The sequence below is a fragment of the Micromonospora sp. ATLC20 genome (assembly GCF_057196585.1).
On record NZ_JBXUOV010000092.1, the window covers coordinates 1 to 22,822 of the forward strand.

Consider the following 22,822-nt stretch of genomic DNA (forward strand, 5'->3'; position numbering starts at 1 on the left):
GGCCGGCGGCTGACCGGCGGCCCGCAGCGCCGGGCCGGCCAGCGCGACGGTGGTCAGCCAGGGCTCGCGGTGCAGCCCGTAGCCGCACTCCTCGGCGAGCACGCCCCACTCGACCGCGCCGAGGTCGGCGTCGAGCCAGCCGAGCGTGCCGAGCGTCTTCCAGGCTGCCTCGCGCCGGGCCGGGTCGGTCTCGGGCACACCGGCGGCGTCGGGCGGCTGCTGCTCGGCCAGGTACCGGCGGGCGGTCTCGGCGAGGGCGAGTTGTTCCGGGGTGAACGCGAAACGCACGGTCCCTCCACGGGTTCAGCGTGATCGGGGCAGGCCGAGCACGCGCTCGGCGAGGACGTCGCGCAGCACCTCGCTGGTGCCGCCCTCGATGGTGTTGCCCCGGCTGCGCAGCAGGCGGTCCCGCCACAGCGCCGTGGCGTGTTCGTCGGCCGCGGCGACTTCCGCGCCCAGGTACGCCAGCCGCTGGTTGGCCTGCGACCAGAGCAGCTTCACCACCGAGGTACGGGGACCGGGTTCGCCGCCCTCGGCCAGCTCGCCCAGCAGCCGCAGGTTGGTCCAGCGCAGCGCGGCCAGGTCCGTCCAGACGCCGGCGAGGCGGTCGCGTACGCCCGGGTCGTCGGCCAGCGGGGAGGCCCGCAGCAGCGCGACGAACTGGCGCAGGTGCTCCTCCAGCCGGGCGGTGAGGGTGAAGCCGAACGTGCCGCGCTCGTGGGCCAGGGTCGTCATCGCCACCCGGAACCCGTCACCGGGCTCGCCGAGCACCGCGTCGGCCGGCACCCGCGCGCCGTCGAACGAGATCTCCGCGAAGTCGGCGCGCCCGGTGATCTGCCGCAGCGGCCGTACCGTCACGCCCGGCGTCCGCAGGTCCACCAGCAGGCAGGTGAGTCCGCGGTGGCGTTGTCCGCCGGTACGTGCCAGCAGCAGGCAGTGGTCGGCGACGGCGGCGTACGAGGACCACAGCTTCTGCCCGTCGACGACGTAGGCGTCCCCGTCGAGTCGCGCGGTGGTGGCCACGGCGGCCAGGTCGCTGCCCGCCTCGGCCTCGGAGAAGCCCTGGCAGAACAGCAGGTCCCCGCGCATGATGCCGGGCAGGTAGTGGGCCCGTTGCGCGGGCGTGCCCCAGGCGACGACGGTCGGGCCGACCATCCCCAGCCCGATCACGCCGGCCTGTTCGGTGGCGCCCCGTCGGGCCGACTCCTCCAGGAAGATCGCCTGGTGTCCGAGCGGCAGCCCCCGGCCGCCGTACTCGACCGGCCAGCCCAGTCCGGCGTAGCCGGCGGCGTGCAGGCGGCGCGCGTACGTGGTCAGGAAGTCCCTGTCGAACCAGCGGGCCCGGGCGGCGGCCGGGTCGTCCACGGCCGGGACCGCCTCCGCGAGCCAGGCACGTGCCCGAGCGCGGAAGGCGGCCTCGTCGGGCGAGTCACGCAGGTCCATGGCCGGACGCTAGCCGACCCGCCCGGCAAAGGCGAGATACACGAAGCGACAAGGCATGACAGGCGGCACCGGCTCTCCTAGGATCACTGGCGGATCCGGGCCGCCGAACGCCCCGGTCGAGAGGAGCATCGGGTGACCGACACCGAGACCGCCGGCCAGCGCCCCGGCGCCGGAACGCTGAGCTTCGCCCGCGACATCCGGCCGCTGTTCCGCGAGATGGACGTGGCCGAGATGACGTTCCTGCTGGACCTGACCAGCCTGGACGACGTCCGGGACTACGCCGAGTCGATCCTGGAGCGGGTCGCGGACGGCTCCATGCCCTGCGACGCGCCCTGGGAGGCGGAGAAGGTGGAGCTGTTCCGCAGCTGGATCGCGCAGGGCATGGCCGCCTGACCGGTCCGGAGCCGGGCCGGCCGGCTCCGGACCGCCCTACACGAACGTGAGCAGGGACGGATCGGGCAGCATCGGCAGGATCGGGTCCGCTACCGCGGGCAGCACCCCGGCCAGGACCGGTGCGGCCGCCGAGCACCACCGCCCCACCACGTCGTCGAGCCGGTCGAACTGCGACTCCAGCACGGACAGCCCGGGCACCGGCACGCTGGCGTCCAGCGCCAGCAGCAGCGGCCGCAGGTGGCTGTCGACGGCGTGCTGGTCGGCCGCGCGCGCCGCGGTCATCACCGGCACCGCCACCGTCGCGCCCAGCGCCCGCCGGGGAAGCGGGTCCACGAACAGCTTGAGCAGCCCGGTGTAGGAGCCCTTGAACGTGGGCGTGGCCACCAGCAGCAGCCGGGCCGACGTCACCTGCCGGTACGCCTCGGCCAACGCCGCCGGCGGCGGCTGCGCCCAGTCGGCTGTCGCCAGCAGCGGGGTCAGCCCCGACAGGTCCACCACGGACGGCTCGGCCAGGCGTACGCCGCGCGCGGCCAGGCACTCCACCAGCGTGTCCGCCGCCCGGCGCGCCACGTTCGCGGTGCGCGACCCGGGACGCGGGTTGCCCAGCAGCACCGTCACCGGGTGCGGCCCGTTCGACTCGATCACCACACGGCTCCCCTCGCGCCACCGGCCCGGACGGCGATCGGCGGTCCTCCGCGCCGGTGCACCCGGCGGGTTCACGTCGCTATCCTCGCCGATGACGCATCAGTGTCGATACGAGATACGGAGTGCGAGTGCCGATCGCGCGCATCCTCCAGGCCGTCGTCCGTCCCCGCGCCGCGACACCGGCCGGGCCCCGATGAGCGCCCCCGCTCCGGTGACCGTGCCGGTGCGCCCGTTCCGGGAGCCCGGACTGGTCACCCCCGGCCGGCTCACCGAGGTGCTGGTCGCCGCCGGCGCCGCCGCGCCCGGTGACCGGGTCGACGCGGTCACCGCCACCCCGCTCGGGCTGGGCAAGCTCGGGCACAACGTCCGGTACGAGCTGGCCTGGGCCGGCGGCAGCGGACCGGCCAGCGTCGTCGGCAAGTTCCCGGCGCTGGACGAGCGCAGCCGGCACACCGGGCAGGGCAGCGACGCGTACCGCCGAGAGGTGGCGTTCTACCGGGAGCTGGCCGGCGCTCTGCCGCTGCCGGTGCCGCGCTGCTACGCGGCCGGGTACGACGAGTCCTCCGGCGACTTCGTGCTGCTGCTCGGCGACGCCGCGCCGGCCCGCCCCGGCGACCAGCTCACCGGCTGCACCGTCGACGAGGTAGCGACCGTGCTGACCGGGCTCGCCGCGGCGCAGGCCGTCCACTGGGACCGCCCGGCACCCGGCTGGCTGCCGGTACGCGGCGCGGACGGCGGACGGCGGCTGGGCGCGGCGTACCGGCTCACCGCCGGGGCCTTCGCGGAACGCTTCGGCGACCTGCTCTCCCCCGCCGCGCTCGGCGTCGTCGAGGCGCTGCGCACCCGGATCCGGGGCTGGGTGCGGGCGGACCGGCCGCCGCTGACGCTGCTGCACGGCGACCTGCGGGTGGACAACCTGCTGTTCACCGACGGCCCGCAACCGGCGGTGACGGTGGTGGACTGGCAGACCGTCCAGCTCGGACCGGGGCCCAGCGACGCCGCGTACCTGGTCGGCGGCAGCCTCCCCACCGACGTGCGCCGGGCGCGGGAGGCGGAGCTGTTCGCGTCGTACCACGACGCCCTGCGCGCCGCCGGGGTGCGGTGGAGCCGGGACGAGTGCTGGCGCTCGTACCGGGTGAACACCGTCGCCGGTCTGCACATGACCGTCGTCGGGGCGATGCTCGTCGCCCGCGACGGGCGCGGCGACGCGATGTTCGTGGCGATGGCCGAACGGCACGCCGCGCACGTCACCGACCTCGACGCGCTGACCCTGCTGAGCTGAGATCGGAGCGCGATGGACATCCTCACCGCCCCGGACGAGGACTTCGTCCACTTCACCCGCCCGCCCGGCCCGCGCCTGCCCCGGGCGTACCGGCACTGGCGGGAGAGCTACTTCTTCGTGGCCCACCCGGACCGGGCCGACGGCGACGTGCTGCTGGTGACGCTCGGCCACCACCCGTACCGGGGTGTCGTGGACGCGTACGTGATGGTGCGCGTGGACGGACGGCTCCGCTTCGACAGGTTCTCCCGCCCGGCCGGCGGTGACCGGCCGGACCCGGTGGCCGGGCCGGTCGCGGTGACCGTCGAGGAGCCGTACCGCCGGGTCGGCGTCCGCGCGTCCGGTCCCGGCGTGCCGGTGCCGCTGGAGCTGACGTTCACCGCGCGGACCGCGCCGCACGCGCTGCCCCGGGGCGTACTGGACGGCCCCGGCGGCCCGGTGTGGGACCAGCGGCACATGTTCCAGTCCGGCTGGTTCGACGGCGCCTACTGGGTCGACGGGGAACGCCGGCCGGTGCGGCGGTGGTGGGGCCAGCGGGACCACTCCTGGGGCGTACGCGACCACCGCAACGTGCCGGCCTGGATGTGGTTCGCGGTGCAGCTTCCCGACGGCATGCTGGGCCTGTGGTGCTGGGAGTACCCGGACGGCTCGCGGGTGTTCACCGAGGGCTGCTGGGCGCCGGCCGGTGACGCGCCGCCGGTGCCGCTCACCTCGTTCACGCACGAGCTGGACTGGACCGGCGCGGACGGCTCCCCGGTCGGCTACGGCCGCGACGGCGAGGCGGTGACCGGGCTGGCCGGCACCGTCACCGCGGCCTTCGCCGACGGCAGCACGATCCGGCTGACCGGCGCCGGCGCGTGGTCGGCGCGGTACGGCCGGCTCGGCGGCGGCCAGCAGCTGATGGCGGTACGCACCGACGACGGCCGGACCGGCACGGCCATCTACGAGATCACCGGTGCGCGGCACCACCGGTTCTTCCCGGTCGCCCGGGCCACCGGGGTGCCGCAGCGGTGAGTCATCCGGCGGCGCCGGCTCCCGGGTCGGCGTCGGAGGTGAACAGCGTGCCGTTCGACCAGACGTACCGGACCTGACCCCAGCGCATCACCGACTCGGCGTCGGGGAAGAACCCGCTGCCGCGGAAGTTGGCGCTGGTGTTGCAGAGCACCGGCACGCCGGTGCTGCGCTCGTACGCGGTCAGCAGCCGCCACATCAGCTCGTTGTCCGGTCCGACGGTCTCCAGGCGGGCGCTGTTGTCGACGTGCGCGACCGCCGGGATGCGGGAACGCCACTGCGGCCGGATCTGGTGGTCGAACAGCATGTACGGGTCGGGCGTGCCCGGGTCGAAGACCTCCGGCGCCCGGTGCTCCAGGCAGATCGGCGCGACCGGACGGTAGGGCTCCCGGCCCTTCACCGCGTTGAGCCGGTCCTTCATCGCCGCCGAAGTGGGCGGCGCGATGATGCTGCGGTGGCCCAGCGCGCGCGGGCCCAGCTCGGCCCGGCCGCTGACGACCACGACCGGTTCCCCGTGCACCTCCAGGATCTTGGCCAGCTCCTCGATCTCGCAGGGCTGCGCCGACCACCCGGGCGGCGGCTGGCCGACGTCGCGCACGCCGGGCCCGGCGAACACCGACCACTCCAGGTCGGCCCGGCCGGTGCGGCGCACCATCTCGGTGCAGGCCGCGCCGATCGCCGAACCGCTGTCGTTGGGGAACGGCGGCACCCAGACGCCGGCGAACCGGCCGCTCGCCCGCAGCCCGGCGTTCCACTTGATGTTGAGCGCGCAGCCGCCGGACAGGCAGATCGGCAGGCCGTCCAGGTCCGGCCGCCGGGACAGCAGGCCGTCGAGCCCGGCCGCGAAGACCCGGAACAGGAACTCCTGGATCGAGCCGACGAGCGCCGCGTCGGACAGGCCGAGCGGCGCGGTACGGGTGAGCACGCGGCGGCTCCACAGGTACGCCGGGATCGCCGCGTCGACCAGGCCGATCTCCTCGGTCACGGCGGCCATCACGGCCACCGCCTCCTCGCTGACCGTGTCCAGCGCCGCGTACGCCATCGCCTTGCCCGCGATCGGCAGCAACGCCTCCAGGCCGGGACCGGGATCGTTCGCGCGCCGGGTGCCGTGGTCGATCTTGAACGGCGCGAAGTGCGAGCAGAAGATCGGGAACAGCGCGCCGGAGATCGAGCCCACCGGCCCCAGGCACTCCAGGCTCACCCGTTCCGGGTCGAACACGTACAGGCACGGCACCATGCCGCCGTCCCAGACGGTGATCAGGGCACGCTGCCGCCGGGCGGCGAACGGGCTGGTGCAGTAGCTGGACAGCGCGTGGTCGGTGGCGTGGCTGAAGCTGCGGAACGGCGTCGGCGTCCCGAGCAGCGGCGCGCTGCCGGTCACCCCGGTCAGCAACCGGCCGGCGCCCGGCTCGTCGTGGTAGCCGGCCACCTCGACCGGGTGCAGCGTGCCGCCGGCGTCGGCGACCTCGACCCAGGTCTCGCCCTGCGCTCCGCGCGCCCAGCCGTCCACCGCGACGCCGGCGAGGTCACCCGGGGCCAGGCCGTTGGCGGCGAGCTGGGCGACGATGTCGGCCGCCTCGTGCATGGTGGCGTGCCGGGGCCGGTTCTCCAGCTTCTCCGCCTCGATCGAGAACAGCAGGCGGTTCCCCTCGATGGCGGCGACGCCGCCGTCGTGCGTGAGTTTCAGGCCGCACCACACCTCGGGCGTCGGCATGCTCAGCCCGACCGCTGCGCGCTGATGACGGACACGCACTCGTTGACAGTGGGATTCTCGAACAGCAGGAACAGATCGATGACCTCGCCGAACTCCTCGTTGATGCGGTTGCACACCTGCATCAGCTGGATGGAGTCGAGCCCGAGGTCGAAGAAGCTCTCGTCGGGCCGTACGTCGACGCCCGCGACCTCCTCGACGATGCCGTGCACGACGGTGGCGGGATCCGCCCTGTTCGTTTCCTGGCCGCTCGCCTGGTCCAAAGCCATCTCGTCTTCCCCACTCCGGTCGGTGCGACAGAACCGAGAACTCCGAGGCAACATAGGTGCCGGATCGCCGCCGCCACAAGGATCACGGAGGCCGTCGTCACGCCCCTGCCCGGGCCGCCGCGCCGCTGTTAGCGTGCGCCCGTGACCGACACCAGAGCCGTACCCCGGACCCTGCCCACACTCCAGATACGAGAGCTGCGCAAGGACGACCGCCGGCCGGCCGCCGGACTGGTCGCCCGCGCGATGCGGGACAACCCCACCACGTACGCGATGTTCGGCGACGAGCCGCTGGACCGGCTGGCCGGGCTGATGCCCATCTGGACGGCCTTCTTCCACCGTCCCGCGCCGCCGCAGATCGGCGCGTTCTACAAGGGCTGCCTGGTGGGTGCCGCCGCGGCGGTCCCGCCCGGCGGCTGCATCGGCACCGCGCTGGACAGCGACGCCCGCCGGGTCGCGCTCGGCGCGGCGCCGCCGGTGGGCGACCCGGCGCGGGCCGAGTACGTCCGGGCGCACTACGCGATCCACGACCTGGCCGAGCCACACTGGCACGTCGGTCCGGTCGGCGTCGAGCCGCGCTTCCAGGGCCGGGGCATCGGCGAGGCGCTCATGCAGGCGCTGCTGGACGTGATGGCCGGCGACCCGCGTCCCACCTGGGGCGAGACCGACACCGAGGCGAACGTGCGCTTCTACACCGCGCTCGGCTGGGAGCTGACCAAGACCGTCGAGGTCGTCGGCATCCCGCTGTGGTACCTGCGCCGCGACGGGCGGCCGGCGGACCGCACGGGCTGACGGCCCTCCCCCGTCAGCCGGCGGCCGCCGCCGCGCGGGCCGACGCCAGGCTGTCCCGCAGTTCCTCGAACGGGTCCAGGCCCAGCGCGGTACGCCCGACGAACTCCAGCGCCTCCGGCGGCGAGTACGGCTGCATGAACCCGCCCGCGCGCACGTCCCGGTAGAGCCGGTTGAGCAGGTGCCCGGTCCGGTACGACTGGCCGCCGGTCACCGCCATCGCGCGGTCGACCACCGCGGCGGCGGACCGGTTCACGACCAGCTTCGCGACCTGGAAGTCCTCGATGGCGCGGTACGCGTCGGCCGGCTCCACCTCGGCGTCGGGGCGGGCCAGGAACGCGTCGATCGCCTCCGCGGCCCGGCCCAGCGTGGCCCGCGCGACGGCCAACTCCACCGCCATCTCCGCCACCTGCGACCGCACCGGCGCGCGGTGTGCGAGCAACTGGCCGGAGGGCTGCTGGCGGCGCGTCACGGCCAGCTCCGTCACGTGGCTCATCGCCCGCTCGGCGATGCCCACGTACGCGGCCACGAGCGGGAAGTTCACCGCCAGCAGGCCCGGCCACTCGGTGGCCATCTCCCCCAGTGGGCGGCCGACCAGCACCATGTCCCGCCCGACGACGCAGTCGGTGAAGCGGATGTCGTGGCTGCCCGAGCCCCGCATGCCGAGTGCGTCCCAGGTGCGTTCCACTGTCATCCCTGGTGTGCCGGTGCGCACCACAGCGGTGCCGGCGTTGAACCAGCCCGCGCCGTCGGGCACCCGCAGGAACACCACCACCGTCTCGGCGATCTCGGCGTTCGTGGCGAAGATCTTGTGCCCGTTGATCCGGTAGCCGCCGGGGACCGGCTCGGCCGTCGTACGCGGGAAGCTGATCGCCCCGCCGCCGGGCTCGGTGCCGGCGTGCGACACCACGATGCGGCCCCGGCCGAGCAGCCGCAGCAGCATGGTGAGCTGCGGCGGCGGCTGCGCGGCGGCCCGCCAGCCCCGGGCCGTGCTCCACACGAACCCCAGGTGCATGTTCGCGGCGATCGCGGTGGACGGGCAGCCGCGGGCGAGCCGGGACACCGCGACGACGAGGTCGTGCAGGGACGACACGCCGAGGCCGCCGAACTCCCGCGGCGCGGTGGCGGCGAGGAAGCCGCTGGCCTTCATCGCCTCGAAGTTCTCCCGGACGAACGTGTTGTCCCGGTCGTGGTCGGCGGCGCGGGTGGCGAAGTCGGCGGCGTGCTCCTGTGCCAGCTCCACCATCCGCCGGCCGGCCTCGGTGCGCGCGCTCAGCTCACCCGCGTCCGACCGGCACTCCTTGCCCCGCCCGTCGCCGCCGTTGACATCCGGGCCCATACGTCCCCTCCCGTCGGATGACAGTGCCCCGGCCGGGCGGCCGGCTGTGCAACTGATGCGCATCCGCAGTCGCACCCGGTCACGACCGGGGGGACCTGCGCCCGCGCAGGATCGCAGCCGGGCCCCGCGGGCGGCAACGCTGACCGCTTGCCGGGCCGCGACGGCACCGGCCAAGGTGGAGCGCACCTCGCCCGAGGCGGACGCGTCCACAGTTGACAGGGGAGTCGTGCGGTGCTGAAAGGTTGTGTCGCCTGGCCCGAGACGGACGCGGAACGCTACCGCGCCGCGGGCATCTGGACCGGTGAGCTGCTCGGCGAGATCGGCCGTGAGGGGGCGCGCCGGCACCCCGGCCGCACCGCCGTCGTCGACACCGGCGGCCGGATGACCTACGCCGAACTCGACGCCGCCGCCGACCGGTTCGCCGCCGGTCTGCACCGGCTCGGCCTGCGCGCCGAGGACCGGGTCGTGGTGCAACTGCCGAACACGGCCGCGTTCGTGGTGGTCGCGCTCGGCCTGTTCCGCCTCGGCGCGGTACCGGTGTTCGCGCTGCCGTCGCACCGCGAGGCCGAGCTGACCTACCTGGCCCGGCACACCGAGGCGCGGGCGCTGGTCGTGCCGGACCGCTTCGGCGGGTACGACCACCGGCCGCTGGCCGCGACGGTGGCCGCGTCGGCCGCCGGCCTCGACCACGTCATCGTGGCCGGGGAGCCCGGGCCGCACCTGGCTCTGAGCGACGTGCGGGACGAGCCCCGGGAGCTGCCCGCCCCGGATCCCGGCGACGTCGCGTTCTTCCTGCTCTCCGGCGGCACCACCGGGCTGCCGAAGCTGATCCCCCGCACCCACGACGACTACGCCTACCAGCTGCGCCGCAGCGCCGAGGCGCTCGGCGTGGACGAGCACGGCGTCTACCTCGCCTCGCTGCCGGCGGCGCACAACGCGGCGCTGGGCTGCCCCGGCGTGCTCGGCACGCTGCGCGCCGGCGGCCGGGTCGTGCTCAGCCCGACACCGAGCCCGGACGACGTGTTCCCCCTGATCACCGCCGAGGGCGTCACGCTGACCACGCTGATGCCGCCGCTGCTGGCGGTCTGGCTCGACCTCGCCGCCGACTACGGCGTGGACCTGTCCGGCGTGCTGCTGGAGGTCGGCGGCGCGCCGCTGCGCCCGGAGGTGGCCCGGGAGATCCTGGGCCGAGGGCTGCGGCTGAGCCACTGGTTCGGGATGGCCGAGGGACCGCTGTGGTACACCCGGCTGGACGACCCTCCGGAGACGATCGCCACCACCCAGGGCCGGCCGCTGATCCCGGCCGACGAGTACCGCGTCGTCGACGAGCACGACCGGGACGTCCCGCCGGGCGGCGTCGGCGAGTTCCTGGTCCGCGGGCCGACCACGCTGCGCGGCTACTACGACGCGCCGGAGTACAACGCCACCGCGTTCACCGCCGACGGCTACCTGCGCACCGGCGACCTGGTCCGGCTCACCCCGGAGGGCAACCTGATGGTCGCCGGGCGCATCAAGGACGTGATCAACCGTGGTGGCGAGAAGATCGGCGCGGCCGAGTTGGAGAGCCAGATCGAGGCCCATCCGGGCGTACGCGCCGCCGCCGTCATCGCGGTGCCCGACCCGGCGCTGGGCGAGAAGATCTGCGCCGTGGTGGTCCGGCGCGACGACGGCGGCGGCCTCGACCTCGCGGAGCTGCGCGCCTTCCTGACCGGCCGGGGGCTGGCCGCGTACAAGCTGCCGGACCGGCTGGAGGTGGTGCCCGCGTTCAGCCACACCGGCGCCGGCAAGGTCGACAAGCGGGCGCTGCGCCGGTCCCTCACCGGGGACGGCGCCTGATGGCCGTACGACGGCTGGACGAGCACAGCGGCCCGCTGGAGACGCACTGCTTCGTGTGCAGCCCGATCAACGAGCACGGGCTGCGGATCCCGTTCTCCTACGACGACGGGCGCGCCGAGGTGCTCGCCTCGTTCACGTTCGCGCAGCGGCACTCCGGCGCGCCGACGTACGTGCACGGCGGGCTGAGCCTGGCCGTGCTGAACGAGGCGATGGCGTGGGCGGTGGTGGCCGGCGCCCGGCGCTTCGCGGTCACCGTCGACACCACGGCCCGGTTCGTCCGGCCGCTGCGCATCGGCGCCGACTACCGGGTGCGTGCCCGGATCGCGACGACCGCCCCCGACCGGCTCGGCACGACGGGCACGATCGTCGACGGCGCCGGCCGGGTGTGCGTGGAGGCCACCGCGGAGTTCCGGGTGCTGTCCGAGTCGACGGCGAGCCGGCTGAGCGCCCGGGTGGCGGCCCGCCGCGACCCGTCCGCCTGATCCGCAGGCGGCCCGGCCGGGCCGGCCCCGTGAGACGGCCGGTCCGGTCAGGCCGGCGGGTCCAGGCGGTAGAGGCGGTGGAACCGGTGCTCCACCGGCAGCACCGTGGTCGCGGCGAAACCGGCCCGCTCGGCGTAGCGGCGCACCGTGTCCGGCCGCATGACGGTGCCGGTGCCGGCCGGGGCGCCGTCGTCGTCGCCGTCGCCGGTCAGGCCGACCGGCAGGCAGTGCAGCACGCTCACCGCGTACATGAACCGCTCGACCTCACCGGCCGGCGCAGTGAACCGCTCCCCCACCCGCGGCTCCATCAGCAGCACGCAGCCGCCCGGTCGCAGCAGGTCCCGGGCGGCGGTGAGCACCCGTACCGGCCGGCTCATGTCGTGCAGCGCGTCGAACACGCACACCAGGTCGCCGCGCTCGGCGCCGGGCCGCTCGGCCACGTCGGCGACGGTGAACACGACCCGCTCGGCCAGCCCGGCCGAGGCGGCGCGGTCGCGGGCCACGTCGATCGCGGCGGCGCCCAGGTCGACACCGTGGACGGTGGCGAACGGGTACGCCAGCGCCAGCGCCAGCGAGGAGTCACCGGTGCCGCACCCGACGTCGATCACCACCGCGCCGGGCCGGGACAGCCGGGCGTGTACGTCCGGCAGGGCGGTCCGGATCCAGCGCGGCAGCTCGTGCGTGAACACCGGCCGGTTCATGCCGGCCTGCGCGGCGCGGAGCTCCTCGCCGTACTCGTCGTAGCCCACGCCCTCGCCCTTGGCGTACGCCTCGACCAGCCGGTCGAGCATCGGCGCCAGCCCGGCCACCGGCAGCACCGCGAGCGACAGCACCGCGAACGGGCTGGTGGCGTCGGTGAGCGCCTGCCGGTGTCCCTCGGGCAGGCGGAAGCGGCCGTCCCCGGCGGGCTCGACCACCCCGGCGGCGGCCTGCTGCTCCAGCCACTCGGTGGCGTGCCGGGCGCCGATACCGGCGCGCGCGGCCAGCTCGGCACCCGTCACGGGCCCTTCGCCGAGCACCCGGTAGAGCCCCAGCCGATGGCCGAGGTACATCGTCATCAGCTCGGCCGCGCCGAGGCTGTGCAGGAACAACCGCATCGACAGGGCCTGCGCCTGCCGCGCCGGTGAGCTGGACGGTTCCACCCTCGACCTCGTTTCACCGGCCGGATCGCATTGCGCCGGGCGTCGCCGGATCTCGATACTCCGGGGCATGGGCGTACGCGAAGTGCCGGCCTCGATCGGACAACGGTTGCTGTGGTTCCTGGAGCATTATCGGCCCGACTCGGCATCGCTCAACTGCCCCGTCGTGTGCCGCCTGCACGGCCCGCTGGACGTCGGCGAGCTGCAGATCGCGCTGGACCGGCTGGCCGCGCGGCACGAGGCGCTGCGCACCACGCTGGTGCGGCAGGGGCGCAACCTGGTGCAGCACGTGCACGACCCGGCGCCGGTACGGGTCCGCCACGTCGACCTGCCGGACCCGGACGAGGAGACGCTCGGCGCGGCGGTCGCGGCCGAGGTCCGCGACAACGTGGACGTCAGCGAGTGGCCGGTACGGGTGACGTTGTGGCGGCTCGGGCCGGACGAGCACGTGCTGTCGGTGAACATGCACCACCTGGTCTCCGACGCCTGGTCGTGCGGCATCATCGTGCAGGACCTGATCCGGCTGCTGGAGGCCGGCCCGGACGGCGAGCCGGACCTCACGCCGATCGGCTGGCAGTACCCGGAGTTCGCGCAGTGGCAGCACGAGCTGATGACCAGGGGCGAGCTGAAGCCGCACCAGGACTACTGGACCAGGCAGCTGACCGGGCTGACGCTGCCCGACGTGCCGATGCGTGAGCTGGACCCGCAGGCGCCGCGGCGCAGCTACCTGGAGGCCGAGACGATCGACCGCGAGACGTTCAACCGGCTGCGGCTGCTGGCCCGCACCGAGCGGACCACGCTGTTCACGGTGATGCTCTCGCTGTACTACCTGATCCTGCAGCGGGAGACCGGCAGCACCGACCTGGCGGTCGCGTCGTTGTTCGCCAACCGCTCCCGCCGCGAGGTGCAGTCGACTGTCGGGTTCTTCGCCAACATGCTGATGCTGCGCACGCGGATCCCGCAGGGCGCGAGCTTCCGCGAGGTGGTGCAGGCGACCCGCCGGACCGTGGTGGACGCGTTCCTGCACGAGGGCATCCCGTACCAGATGCTGCCGGTGCGGTTCCAGACGAACGGGCGGCGCGCCGACGACGTGGTGTTCCAGATGCTGCTCACGCCGCCACCGGGCACGAAGGTCACCGCGCGCGGCGTCGACTTCGACCTCTACGTGCCGGAGGCGCTGCGCAGCCGGTTCGGGCTGGAGCTGGGGCTGATCCCGCAACCCGGCGGCGACTGCCGGGCGCTGCTGTTCTACGACGACCAGTTCGACCCGGAGTGGGCGCGGGCGTTCCTCACCGACTACGTCGCGCTGGCCGTGCGGGCGGCGGGCGCGCCGGACCGGCGGCCGCAGCCGGACCCGGTCTGACGCGACGGCGCTACGCCGGGCGCACCTCGCGCCAGCCCGGCGCCAGCCGCACCTCGTCGGTCAGGTGCTGCCAGAACGTCCACTGGTGTCCGCCCGGGTCGGTGACGATGTAGATCCGTGCCCCGTACGGCTGGTCCTCCGGCTCGGGCGCGTCCACACCGGCCGCGACAGTGGCCTTGTGGTGGGCGTCGACGTCCTCGACGTACACGATGCACATGTGCCCGACCGGGCCGGGCGCCGACTGCTTCGCCCAGTAGCCGGGGTCGGCGCCGTGCAGCATGATGAGCGTGTCCCCGGCGTGCAGCTCCGCCTCCCGGACCACACCGGCCTCGTCGAGGTAGCGGACCTTCTCGGTGAAGCCGAACGTGCGGACCAGCCAGTCCAGCGCGGCGCCCGCGTCCTCGTAGTAGAGATACGGACTGTAACCCCGATAGTGTGTTCCGGTGAGATCGGCCATGCGGGCAGTATGCCAGCCCCGGCCGCCGCGCCCGAGCGCACGAGCCTCCCCGCCGCCGGCGCGTCCCGGGCCGGCCCGAGCCCTTGGAGCCCGCAAGTGACGACGACAGGAAAGGCGGCGCCGGCGCCGGCCCGCGCCGCCGGCGCGCCGAGCGGGGCGATCCTCGCGGTGGTCTGCCTCGCCCAGTTCATGGTCATCCTCGACGTCGCGATCGTGAACCTGGCGCTGGACCGGATGGGCGAGTCGCTGGCGATGGGCCCGGCCGAGCTGCAGTGGGTGGTGAACGCGTACACCATCGTCTTCGCCGGGTTCCTGCTGCTGGGCGGCCGCACCGCCGACCTGTTCGGACGCAAGCGGATGTTCCTCACCGGCCTGACCGTCTTCACCGTGGCCAGCCTCGTCGGCGGCTTCGCCCCGAACGCGGGCACGCTGATCGCCGCCCGGGCGGTGCAGGGCCTCGGCGGCGCGATCCTCGCCCCGACCACGCTGACGGTGCTGGTCACCACGTTCACCGACCCGAAGCAGCGGGGGCGGGCGATCGGCCTGTGGAGCGCGGTCGCCGCGTCCGCCGGCGCGATCGGCTCGCTGGCCGGCGGCGTGCTCACCGACCTGCTCAGCTGGCGCTGGGTGCTGTTCTGCAACGTGCCGCTGGGCGTGCTGCTGTTCGCCGGCGCGGCCTGGGCGCTCACCGAGTCGGCGCCGGCCGCCGGGGCGCGCCGCCGCCTCGACGTCACCGGCGCGGTCACCGTCACCGCGGGTCTGGCCACGCTCGTGTACGGCATCGTCGGCGTGCGGGAGCACCCGTTCCTCTCCGCTCCCGTCCTGGTACCGATCGCGGTCGGCGTCCTGCTGCTGGCGGTGTTCCTGGTGGTCGAGACGCGGGCGGCCGAGCCGATCATGCCGCCGGGTTTCTTCCGGCACCGCAACGTCGCGCTCGCCAACATCATCGCGCTGGTGGGCGGCACCGCGATGGTGTCGATGTTCTTCTTCCTGTCGCTCTTCCTCCAGCAGGTCCTCGGCTACCGGCCGATCGAGGCCGGGCTGGCGTTCCTGCCGCTGTCGATCGGCATCGTCGCCGGCTCCGGCGTCTCCACGAAGCTCCTGCCGGGCACCGGTCCCCGGCTGCCGCTGGTGGCCGGTGGCGTGGTCGCCGCGGCCGGACTGCTGTGGTTGTCCCGGACGCCGGCCGACGCGACGTTCCTGGTCGACCTGCTCGCCCCGACCGTGCTGATCGGGCTGGGCATCGGCATCGTGATGGTGCCGATCACCGCGGCGGCCACCAGCGGCATCCCGCCGGCCCAGGCGGGCCTGGCGTCCGGGGTCATCAGCAGCACCCGGCAGCTCGGCGGCGCGATCGGCCTGGCCACGCTGGTCACCGCCGCCGTGGCGCACGCGTCGCACCTGGCCGAGGCGGGGCGGTCCCCGGCTGTCGCCCTGGCCGCCGGGTACGACCGCGGCTTCCTGCTGGCCGCCGTGCTCATCGGCGTCGGCACCGTGGTCAGCCTGCTGACGCCGGGCCGCCCGGCGACGCCGGCGACGGCGGGCTGAGCCGTGGGCCACCTCGCCGAGGACACCACCATCGAACCGGCCGGCGACGGCCTGTTCCGGGCGAAGCTGTGCTCGGACTGGGCGCTGATGGGCCCGAACGGCGGCTACCTGGCCGCGGTGGCGCTGCGCGCCGCCCAGCAGACCCTGTCCCTGCCCCGGCCGGCGAGCCTGTCCTGCCAGTTCCTGAGCCCGCCCCGGTTCGGCTACGTCGACCTCGCGGTGGTGACGTTGCGGGCGACCCGCCGGGCGGCGGCGGCCCGGGTGTCCATGACGCAGTTCGGCCGGCCGGTGCTGGAGGCCATGGTGTGGGCGGCGCACGACGGGCTCACCGGCCCGGACGGGCCGTGGACGCCGATGCCCGAGGTGCCCGGTCCGGAGGAGCTGCCCGACCTGCGGGAGCTGCTGGAGGCGGAGGGGCGGGGCGTGCCGCCCTGGCACGACTGCGTCACGCTGCGGGAGCTGGCCGGGCGGACCACGCTGGAGACGCCGGCGCCGGTGGCGTTCAGCTGGGCCCGGTTCCAGCCGCAGGCCACCTTCGACGACCCGTGGCTGGACGCCTGCCGCTCGGTGATCCTGGTGGACAGTCTCCAGTGGCCGGCGGTGATGAACGCGTTCCCGGAGCTGGAGACGCAGTTGTTCGCCCCGAGCATCGACCTGTACGTGGCGTTCCACGACAGCGCCCCGGGCGACGAGTGGCTGCTGGTGAACGCGGCCGGGGTGGCGTCGCACCGGGGCGTGCTGGGTGGGGCGGCCCAGGTCTGGGCGCCGGACGGCCGGCTGGTGGCGGCGGGGATGCAGCAGATGCTGAGCACCTCCACCCGGCGGGGCGCCGCGATGGCACCCCGCCAGGTGCAGCCGACCCGTTCGTGAGCCGCTAGGCCGGGGCCGGGGTGCTGCCGGGCTGATAGGTGCCGATGATCCAGACGTTGCCCTCGGGGTCCCGGGCGGCGTACCCGCGGGACGTCCCGAAGTCCTCGTCCTTGAGTTCCCGGATGATCTCCGCGCCGGCCGCGACGGCGCGGGCGTGGTGCGCGTCCGGGTCGTCCACCACGAGGTAGAGGCCACCCTGCCCGACCTCGGTGGCCAGGCGGGTGCCGGTGCCGACGGAATTGACCATCACCGCTGAGCCGCGCCAGCCGAGCTCGGCGTGCGCGATGGTCCCCTCGGGGCCGGGGAACACCACGTTCTTGGTGAACCCGAACGCCTCGACCAGCCATTCGATCGCCTTTTCGGCATCCCGGTACAGCAGACACGGGTAGATGCCGACCGCATTCTCCGTCATGCCCGAACGCTACGACGCGGGCCAGCGCACCAACAGCCGTTCAGGTCCGTGGAACGAGGTGTTCGGGGCGTGGCCGAAGTCCTGGCCGGGCACCAGTTCCAGCGCGGGCAGGCGGCGGGTCAGTTCCTCCAGGACGACACGCAGTTGCAGCCGGGCCAGGTGCGCGCCGAGGCAGGCGTGGTTGCCGTCGCCGAACGCCAGGTGCCGGCGCACGCCGCGCCGCGCCGGATCGAACGTGTCCGGGTCGGCGAACATCTCGGCGTCCCGGTTGGCCGACGCCGTCACCAGCAGCAGCCGGGCCCCGGCGGGCAGCGGCACGCCACCCAGGACGGTGTCGCGGACCACCCGGCGCCGCCAGGCGACGACGGGGGGCCGCAGCCGCAGGCACTCCTCCACCGCGGCCGGGATGCCGGCCGGGTCGGCGCACAGCGCCGCCCACGCGCCCGGCGTCTCCAGCAGCGTCCGCACCGCGTTGGCCGCGCCGGACGCCGTGGTCTCGTGCGCCGCGGTGGTGCCGTTGAGCACCAGCGACTGCAGGTACGAGTCGCTGAACAGCTCCGGGTTGCGGGCCTGGGCGCGGACCGCGTGGGCGATCCAGCCCGCGCCCCGGCCCTCGGCCTCCTTGAGCCCGCTCACCAGGCGGGCGGCGTACTGCCAGTACCGGCCCATCACCTCGCACGCGGCCACCTGCTCGTCGTCGGTGGGCAGCCCCCAGTTGAACACGGCCTGGGACACCGAGTAGCCGCGCACCTCGGCCAGGTCCTCGTCCGGTACGCCCATGAAGACGGCGACGACCAGGGCGGGCACCTCCCACAGCAGCTCGGCCACCAGGTCGGCGTGGCCCCGGCCGGCGAACGCGTCGACCCGCTCGCCGACGAGCGCGCGCACGCGTGGTTCCAGCCGCTGCACCCGGCGCCGGGTGAACGGCCTGGCGAGCCGGCGCCGCCGCCGCAGGTGCACCGGCTCGTCCTCGTTCGCCAGCACCGGGCCGCCGGTGAACCGCCGCCGGACCAGCTCGCGCAGGGCGGGACGGGACAGCGGGCGGTACGGATCCATCGCGTTGGCCGCCGAGAACGTGTCCGGGTCGCCGAACACGGCACGCACGTCCCGGTACCGGGTGACGATCCAGTAGTCGAGGCCGGGGTGGTGGAAGACCGGCCGTTCGGCGCGCGCCCCGGCCAGACTCGCCCCGGCTTCGGCGTTGTAGGCGGGGCCGAACGGCTCGAAGTCCGCGGCGCCGGTCACCGGGCAGCGGGCGGGAGCGTCGGTCCGGGCGGGTCGTGCGTCCATGGTGGCCTCCGAAGGTGCCGTCCGGTCGCGGCTCAGGCGGCGACTATCGCCTCGAACTCCCGCCGGGCCGGTCCCTCGACGGCGTCGTCGGTGACGGTCCGGCCGTCGAGGAACCCGGTCACCCGGCGCACCACGTCGCGGTCGCCGAGCAGCTGGGCGGGTGTGATGAGCAGGTGCGCCATGCGGCCGAGCGCGCGGGCGACGACCTCGTCCCGCCCGGCCAGCACCTCCATGCCGGCCATGAAGCGGGCGAACGGGTCGTCGGACACCGGCGGCGGCTGGCCGCGCAGCCCGGCCGCCATCCGCCGCAGGCCCGCGGTGTCGGCGGTGACCTGGGTGCGGTACCACACGCCGAGGTTGCGGGCGGTCCACGCCTCGAACGCGTCGGTGAACGCCGCCGAGCCCGGGTCACCGGCCGTGTCCAGGCTGCGGGCGAGCTGCTGGGCGTGCAGGAACGCGATCGAGACGCCCCGGCCGTACGTCGGGTTCGTCTGGAGGGCGGCGTCGCCGAGCAGGACCAGCCCGGCCAGCGCCGGTCCGTCGTCGTCGTGCATCCGCTGCCAGCGGTTGGCGATGCCGGACATGGTGCGCACCGGCCCCTGCGGTACGCCCCGGCGGGCCCAGCGGTGGGTGTGCGGCACCGCGGCGATGAACCGGTCCCACGTGGCCGGGCGGCGCAGGGCGTGACGCAGCTCGTCCTGGTCGGACAGCGTCACCGACAGCGAGAACGTGCCGTTGTCGGCCGGGAACGCGAGCGTGGCGGCGTACCCGAGGCTCATCGCGAGCGGCCGGTCCAGCGGTGGCAGCTCGGCGCCGGGCCGCAGCCGGTAGTGCCGGGTCAGGTAGACGAACCCGCACGGATGCACCAGCGCGGGCGGGCGGCGCACGTCGATCGAGTCGAGCAGCCGGGCGTGCCGTCCGGCGGCGTCCACGACGAGGTCGGCGGACACCACCTCGCCGGAGTCGAGCCGGACGCCGTCCACCGTCGGCACGCCGCCGTCCGGGCTCCCGGTGACCAGTGCGCGGGCGGTCGCACCGGGTCGCAGCCGTACGGTCGGTTCGCGTCCGACGGCGCGGCGCAGCACCGCCTCGTGCATCAGCCGCCGGGCGGCGAGCGCGAACTCGTCGACCGGCGGCGGCCCGGTGTGCAGGCGGCTGACCGGTACCCGCACCGCGCCGGCCGCGACGAGGTCGTCCAGGACGTCCGGCGCCTCCTCGGCCAGCACCCGGCACGACCGGGCCAGGAACTTGTGCGAGTGCCGTCCCTGCGGCAGGCCCGGCCGGTGCCAGTCGGTGAACCACCGGTCCGCGCCCGCGCCGTCCGGCGGCGCGGCGGCGTCGCGTTCCAGCAGCGTCACCTCGTGGCCCCGGCGGGCGCAGAACAACGCGGCGGCCAGGCCCGCCATGCCGGCCCCGACGACGGCGATCCGGCTCACGTCAGCGGCGGATGTTGGAGAAGAACCGGATCGCGGTGCGTCGCAGCGCCGGCTCGGACCACTGCGGCGGCTCGACCGGCTCGGGAGCGCGGCCGAGGACGGTGGTGAGGGCGTCGCGCAGCGCCCGTTCCGGGTCGTCGGGCCGGGACAGGGCCCGCCACACCACGTAGCCGTCCGGCCGGACCAGGACGGCGGTGTCCGGGCCGAGGTCGTAGCGGCGTGCCGCCTCGCCGGTGTGGTCGGTCAGGTCGGCGCCGAAGGCGTACACCGGCAGTGGCACGCCCAGCGCGGCGGCCTGCTTCTCGGCGGCGGCCCGCCACGGCGTGCCGGGCGAGCCGAGCAGCAGCACGTGGTCGCGGCCGAACAGGTCCAGCAGCGAGATCTCCCGGTCGCCGTGCCGGACCGGCACGTGCGGCGCGCGGCTGCCCGGCCGGGCCTGCGCCAGCTCCGGGTCCTCCAGCAGGTCGCCGTCGTCGTCGGGCTCGGTGCTGACGAACGGCGAGTGGACCCGGTAGCCCAGGTGCTCCCAGACCGGGCTCACCTCCTCGGCGAACTGCAACGTCTTGAGCTGCGGCGCCATCCGCTCGGAGAGGCGGTGCAGCTGCCGGTTGGCGGTCGACTCCCCCACCGGCCGTCGCTCGGCGTCGTAGCCGGTGAGCAGGTTCGGCCCGGCGTATCCGGCGACGACGGCGGCGATGCGCCAGGCGATGTCGTAGCCGTCCTGGATCGCCGTGGCGCCGCCCAGGCCGCCGGTCTGCGGCATGACGTGCGCGCTGTCGCCGGCCAGGAACACCCGGCCCTCGCGCATCCGGTCGGCGACCCGGTGGGCGATGACGAACGTGGACTGGTCGGTGATGGTCACCTCCAGGTCCGGCTCCACCATGGCCTTGCGGACCAGCTCCACGCAGCGCTCGTCGGTGAAGTCGTCGTCGCTCTCGCCGCGCTCGATGAAGTAGTTGATGCCGAGCAGGTGGGCGCCGGAGACACCGAACACCTCGCGGGCGTTCTCCAGGTACGCGTACAGGCCGGTGAACTCGTCGTTCTTGAAGTACGTCAGCAGCGCCTTGCGCCCGGCCAGCAGCTCGGTCAGGTCGGCGTCGAAGAGGATGGTCCGGCACCGCCACAGCTCGCCGACGCCGTGCGTGGGCAGTTCCAGCCACTCGCGGACCGGCGCCTGCCAGCCGTCGGCGGCCACCAGGTAGTCGGCGGCCACCCGGTAGCGGCGCCCGGTGGGCAGGTCGACGAGGGTGGCCACCACGCCGTCGTCGTCCTCGTCGAAGGACTCAAGCCGGGTGGAGAAGCGCAGGTCGCCGCCGAGTTCCTCGGCGGTGCGCCGCAGGATCGCCTCGATCTTGGACTGCGGCAGGGCGCCGAACCCGGCCGGGGTCAGCCGGATCAGCCGCGACATGGTGTCGTCGTTGCCGGCCAGCAGGACCTCCGGGTCCGGGTCCTTCATGTCGGTGGCGATGGTGATGTGGGCCTCGTTGACGAAGTCGATGACGTCGGCGGCGAGGATCTTCTCCTCCAGGCCGGGGATCTGGCGCAGCAGCTCCATGCTGCGGTGCACGATGCCGAAGGCCTTCGGCTGCACCGAGGTGCTCGGATGGCGTTCGACGAGGGTCACCGGCACACCGCGCCAGGCCAGGAAGAGCGCCGCGGTGAGCCCGGCGTAGCCGGCGCCGACGACGATGACCCGGGTCCGGTGTTCGATCGCATCCTCAGACATGGGTTAGGACTACCACGAGTGTCCGGACCGGCAGTAGAGCGCAGATAGCAGATACGCCCATAGACTCCCCACCATGTCGTACACGGAGATCCCGGCCTCCATCGGTCAGCGGCTGATGTGGTTCCTGGCGCACTACCGAGCCGAGACGTCGTCGGTCAACTGCCCGGCCGGCTTCCGCATCCGCGGGCCGCTCGACCCCGGCAAGCTGGCCGGCACCGTCGACATCCTGATGCGGCGGCACGAGTCGCTGCGCACCACGCTGCACCGGCGCGGGCGCGACCTGGTGCAGCGCGTCCACGAGCCCGGCCCGACCCGGGTCGAGTGGACCGAGCTGCCGGCCGGCGCGGAGGCGGAGGTCCAGCGGCAGTACGCCGACGAGCTGCGCGCCCCGATCGCCGTCGAGCAGGCCCCGGTGCGCTGGCACGCCTGGCGGATCGGCGCCGACGACCACGTGCTCTGCGCCAACATGCACCACCTGGTCTCCGACGCCTGGTCCTGCGGGGTGCTGATCAACGACGTGATCGCGCTGCTCGGTGACGGCGCGCCGCCGGCACCGGTCGGGTGGCAGTACCGGCAGTTCTCCGCCTGGCAGCACGAGCAGAGCGCCTCCGGGCAGCTGCGCGCCGACCACGACTACTGGGCCGCCAAGCTCGACGGGATGCGGGTGCCCGACCTGCCCGCGCGGCGCCCCGGTCAGGGCGCGCCGCGCCCCGGGCTGGCGCTGCACGAGTTCGGCGACGCGGACGCGGCGGCGCTGCGCGCGTTCGCCAAGGCCGAGCGGACCACGCTGTTCCCGGTGATGCTGGGCCTCTACTACCTGCTGCTGCACACCGAGACCGGCGCCGACGATCTGGCGGTGGCCTCGCTGTTCGCCAACCGCACCCGGCCGGAGGTGCAGCTGACCGTCGGCTTCTTCGCCAACATGCTGGTGCTGCGCACCCGGCTGGCCGACGGCGGCTCGTTCCGCGACCTGCTCGCCGCGACCCGCCGTACCGTCCTGGACGCCGTCGTGCACCAGGGCGTGCCCTACCAGACGGTGCCGGTGCCGGCGCTGCGCGAGGCCGGCGGCCGGGTCAACGACGTGGTCTTCCAGATGCTGCCGGACCGGGCGCCGGACTCCTGGTCGCCGACCGCGGTGCGCAACGGGCTGGAGATCGACACGTTCCGGCCCAGCCAGGGGCTGAGCCGCTTCGGCCTGAGCCTGACCGTCATCCCCCGCGCCGACCGGTTCGACGCCCGGCTGTCCTACGCCGAGGACCAGTTCGAGCCGGCCTGGGCGCAGGACTTCGTCCGCCGCTACGCGGAGCTGGCCGGGCGCGTCCTGGCCGACCCGGACGCGCCGCTGCGCCGCCTGGTCGCCGCCGCCGGCCGCTGAGCCACCGCCGGC

General features: G+C 74.6%; 22 protein-coding genes. 10 read left to right on the forward strand and 12 right to left on the reverse strand.

Translation table 11 applies throughout. The features are described 5' to 3' along the window. Together AC2CHG_RS19240 and AC2CHG_RS19245 are read right to left on the reverse strand one after the other, a co-directional pair. The coding region (locus AC2CHG_RS19240; RefSeq protein ID WP_484525281.1) for an acyl-CoA dehydrogenase family protein at window positions 1–288 on the reverse strand (288 nt) is incomplete at its 3' end. 15 nt (window positions 289–303) lie between these two features. Further along, on the reverse strand, window positions 304–1,443 hold the full coding sequence (locus AC2CHG_RS19245) for an acyl-CoA dehydrogenase family protein (RefSeq protein ID WP_484525282.1): 1,140 nt from the start codon (window positions 1,441–1,443) through the stop codon (window positions 304–306). Window positions 1,444–1,575: 132 nt separating this feature from the next. Here AC2CHG_RS19245 and AC2CHG_RS19250 point away from each other — a divergent pair, with 132 nt between their 5' ends. Continuing rightward, a complete protein-coding gene (locus AC2CHG_RS19250; RefSeq protein ID WP_135239735.1) occupies window positions 1,576–1,836 on the forward strand; it encodes a hypothetical protein in 261 nt (86 codons plus the stop codon). A gap of 36 nt (window positions 1,837–1,872) precedes the next feature. On the opposite strand, the gene AC2CHG_RS19255 is transcribed toward AC2CHG_RS19250, so the two are convergent. Further along, window positions 1,873–2,481 carry an NADPH-dependent FMN reductase gene (locus AC2CHG_RS19255; RefSeq protein ID WP_355512900.1) on the reverse strand — a complete coding sequence of 203 codons (609 nt, stop codon included), beginning with the start codon at window positions 2,479–2,481 and terminating at the stop codon, window positions 1,873–1,875. 193 nt (window positions 2,482–2,674) lie between these two features. On the opposite strand from AC2CHG_RS19255, the gene AC2CHG_RS19260 reads away from it, so the two are divergent. Together AC2CHG_RS19260 and AC2CHG_RS19265 are read left to right on the forward strand one after the other, a co-directional pair. Further along, window positions 2,675–3,763 carry a phosphotransferase family protein gene (locus AC2CHG_RS19260; protein WP_355512898.1) on the forward strand — a complete coding sequence of 363 codons (1,089 nt, stop codon included), beginning with the start codon at window positions 2,675–2,677 and terminating at the stop codon, window positions 3,761–3,763. 12 nt (window positions 3,764–3,775) lie between these two features. Next, window positions 3,776–4,774 carry a hypothetical protein gene (locus AC2CHG_RS19265; protein WP_463840277.1) on the forward strand — a complete coding sequence of 333 codons (999 nt, stop codon included), beginning with the start codon at window positions 3,776–3,778 and terminating at the stop codon, window positions 4,772–4,774. A 1-nt stretch (window position 4,775) separates the two neighbouring features. Here AC2CHG_RS19265 and AC2CHG_RS19270 read toward each other — a convergent pair whose 3' ends face one another. Both AC2CHG_RS19270 and AC2CHG_RS19275 read right to left on the reverse strand, forming a co-directional pair. Then, window positions 4,776–6,524 (reverse strand): carbamoyltransferase C-terminal domain-containing protein, encoded by a 1,749-nt coding sequence (locus AC2CHG_RS19270; RefSeq protein ID WP_355512894.1) that lies wholly within the window; start codon window positions 6,522–6,524, stop codon window positions 4,776–4,778. Further along, window positions 6,488–6,751: an acyl carrier protein gene (locus AC2CHG_RS19275; RefSeq protein ID WP_167796881.1), complete on the reverse strand. Its 264-nt coding sequence runs from the start codon at window positions 6,749–6,751 to the stop codon at window positions 6,488–6,490. The genes AC2CHG_RS19270 and AC2CHG_RS19275 overlap by 37 nt, the downstream gene beginning before the upstream one ends. A 141-nt stretch (window positions 6,752–6,892) precedes the next feature. Here AC2CHG_RS19275 and AC2CHG_RS19280 point away from each other — a divergent pair, with 141 nt between their 5' ends. Further along, on the forward strand, window positions 6,893–7,540 hold the full coding sequence (locus tag AC2CHG_RS19280) for a GNAT family N-acetyltransferase (RefSeq protein ID WP_484525283.1): 648 nt from the start codon (window positions 6,893–6,895) through the stop codon (window positions 7,538–7,540). A 13-nt stretch (window positions 7,541–7,553) separates the two neighbouring features. Here AC2CHG_RS19280 and AC2CHG_RS19285 read toward each other — a convergent pair whose 3' ends face one another. Continuing rightward, a complete protein-coding gene (locus tag AC2CHG_RS19285; RefSeq protein WP_402805313.1) occupies window positions 7,554–8,876 on the reverse strand; it encodes an acyl-CoA dehydrogenase family protein in 1,323 nt (440 codons plus the stop codon). Between the two features lie 231 nt (window positions 8,877–9,107). On the opposite strand from AC2CHG_RS19285, the gene AC2CHG_RS19290 reads away from it, so the two are divergent. Continuing rightward, the gene (locus tag AC2CHG_RS19290; protein ID WP_484525284.1) at window positions 9,108–10,712 is read left to right on the forward strand and encodes a (2,3-dihydroxybenzoyl)adenylate synthase; all 1,605 of its coding nucleotides are present in this window, start codon (window positions 9,108–9,110) and stop codon (window positions 10,710–10,712) included. After that, a complete protein-coding gene (locus AC2CHG_RS19295) occupies window positions 10,712–11,194 on the forward strand; it encodes a PaaI family thioesterase (RefSeq protein ID WP_463840276.1) in 483 nt (160 codons plus the stop codon). The genes AC2CHG_RS19290 and AC2CHG_RS19295 overlap by 1 nt, the downstream gene beginning before the upstream one ends. A 47-nt stretch (window positions 11,195–11,241) precedes the next feature. Here AC2CHG_RS19295 and AC2CHG_RS19300 read toward each other — a convergent pair whose 3' ends face one another. Next, window positions 11,242–12,336: a class I SAM-dependent methyltransferase gene (locus AC2CHG_RS19300; RefSeq protein ID WP_484525285.1), complete on the reverse strand. Its 1,095-nt coding sequence runs from the start codon at window positions 12,334–12,336 to the stop codon at window positions 11,242–11,244. 67 nt (window positions 12,337–12,403) lie between these two features. On the opposite strand from AC2CHG_RS19300, the gene AC2CHG_RS19305 reads away from it, so the two are divergent. Next, the gene (locus AC2CHG_RS19305) at window positions 12,404–13,696 is read left to right on the forward strand and encodes a condensation domain-containing protein (protein WP_262014475.1); all 1,293 of its coding nucleotides are present in this window, start codon (window positions 12,404–12,406) and stop codon (window positions 13,694–13,696) included. A gap of 10 nt (window positions 13,697–13,706) precedes the next feature. Here AC2CHG_RS19305 and AC2CHG_RS19310 read toward each other — a convergent pair whose 3' ends face one another. Continuing rightward, the gene (locus tag AC2CHG_RS19310) at window positions 13,707–14,153 is read right to left on the reverse strand and encodes a VOC family protein (RefSeq protein WP_135239725.1); all 447 of its coding nucleotides are present in this window, start codon (window positions 14,151–14,153) and stop codon (window positions 13,707–13,709) included. 96 nt (window positions 14,154–14,249) lie between these two features. Here AC2CHG_RS19310 and AC2CHG_RS19315 point away from each other — a divergent pair, with 96 nt between their 5' ends. Together AC2CHG_RS19315 and AC2CHG_RS19320 are read left to right on the forward strand one after the other, a co-directional pair. After that, window positions 14,250–15,701 carry an MFS transporter gene (locus AC2CHG_RS19315; protein WP_262014476.1) on the forward strand — a complete coding sequence of 484 codons (1,452 nt, stop codon included), beginning with the start codon at window positions 14,250–14,252 and terminating at the stop codon, window positions 15,699–15,701. Window positions 15,702–15,704: 3 nt separating this feature from the next. Then, on the forward strand, window positions 15,705–16,571 hold the full coding sequence (locus AC2CHG_RS19320; protein ID WP_194800071.1) for an acyl-CoA thioesterase: 867 nt from the start codon (window positions 15,705–15,707) through the stop codon (window positions 16,569–16,571). 4 nt (window positions 16,572–16,575) lie between these two features. Here the strand turns inward: AC2CHG_RS19320 and AC2CHG_RS19325 are convergent, their stop codons facing one another. Genes AC2CHG_RS19325 through AC2CHG_RS19340 form a run of 4 tightly spaced genes read right to left on the reverse strand, consistent with a single transcriptional unit; the run spans window position 16,576 to window position 21,435 of the window. Next, a complete protein-coding gene (locus AC2CHG_RS19325; RefSeq protein WP_135239722.1) occupies window positions 16,576–16,983 on the reverse strand; it encodes a VOC family protein in 408 nt (135 codons plus the stop codon). Between the two features lie 9 nt (window positions 16,984–16,992). Beyond that, window positions 16,993–18,273 carry a cytochrome P450 gene (locus AC2CHG_RS19330; RefSeq protein WP_484525286.1) on the reverse strand — a complete coding sequence of 427 codons (1,281 nt, stop codon included), beginning with the start codon at window positions 18,271–18,273 and terminating at the stop codon, window positions 16,993–16,995. Window positions 18,274–18,305: 32 nt separating this feature from the next. After that, a complete protein-coding gene (locus tag AC2CHG_RS19335; protein ID WP_484525287.1) occupies window positions 18,306–19,709 on the reverse strand; it encodes an NAD(P)/FAD-dependent oxidoreductase in 1,404 nt (467 codons plus the stop codon). 1 nt (window position 19,710) lies between these two features. Continuing rightward, complete coding sequence (locus tag AC2CHG_RS19340) at window positions 19,711–21,435, reverse strand: FAD-dependent oxidoreductase (RefSeq protein WP_262014479.1); 1,725 nt, start codon at window positions 21,433–21,435, stop codon at window positions 19,711–19,713. A 73-nt stretch (window positions 21,436–21,508) separates the two neighbouring features. On the opposite strand from AC2CHG_RS19340, the gene AC2CHG_RS19345 reads away from it, so the two are divergent. Then, window positions 21,509–22,810: a condensation domain-containing protein gene (locus AC2CHG_RS19345; RefSeq protein WP_402805289.1), complete on the forward strand. Its 1,302-nt coding sequence runs from the start codon at window positions 21,509–21,511 to the stop codon at window positions 22,808–22,810. The last annotated feature ends 12 nt before the right edge of the window (window positions 22,811–22,822 follow it).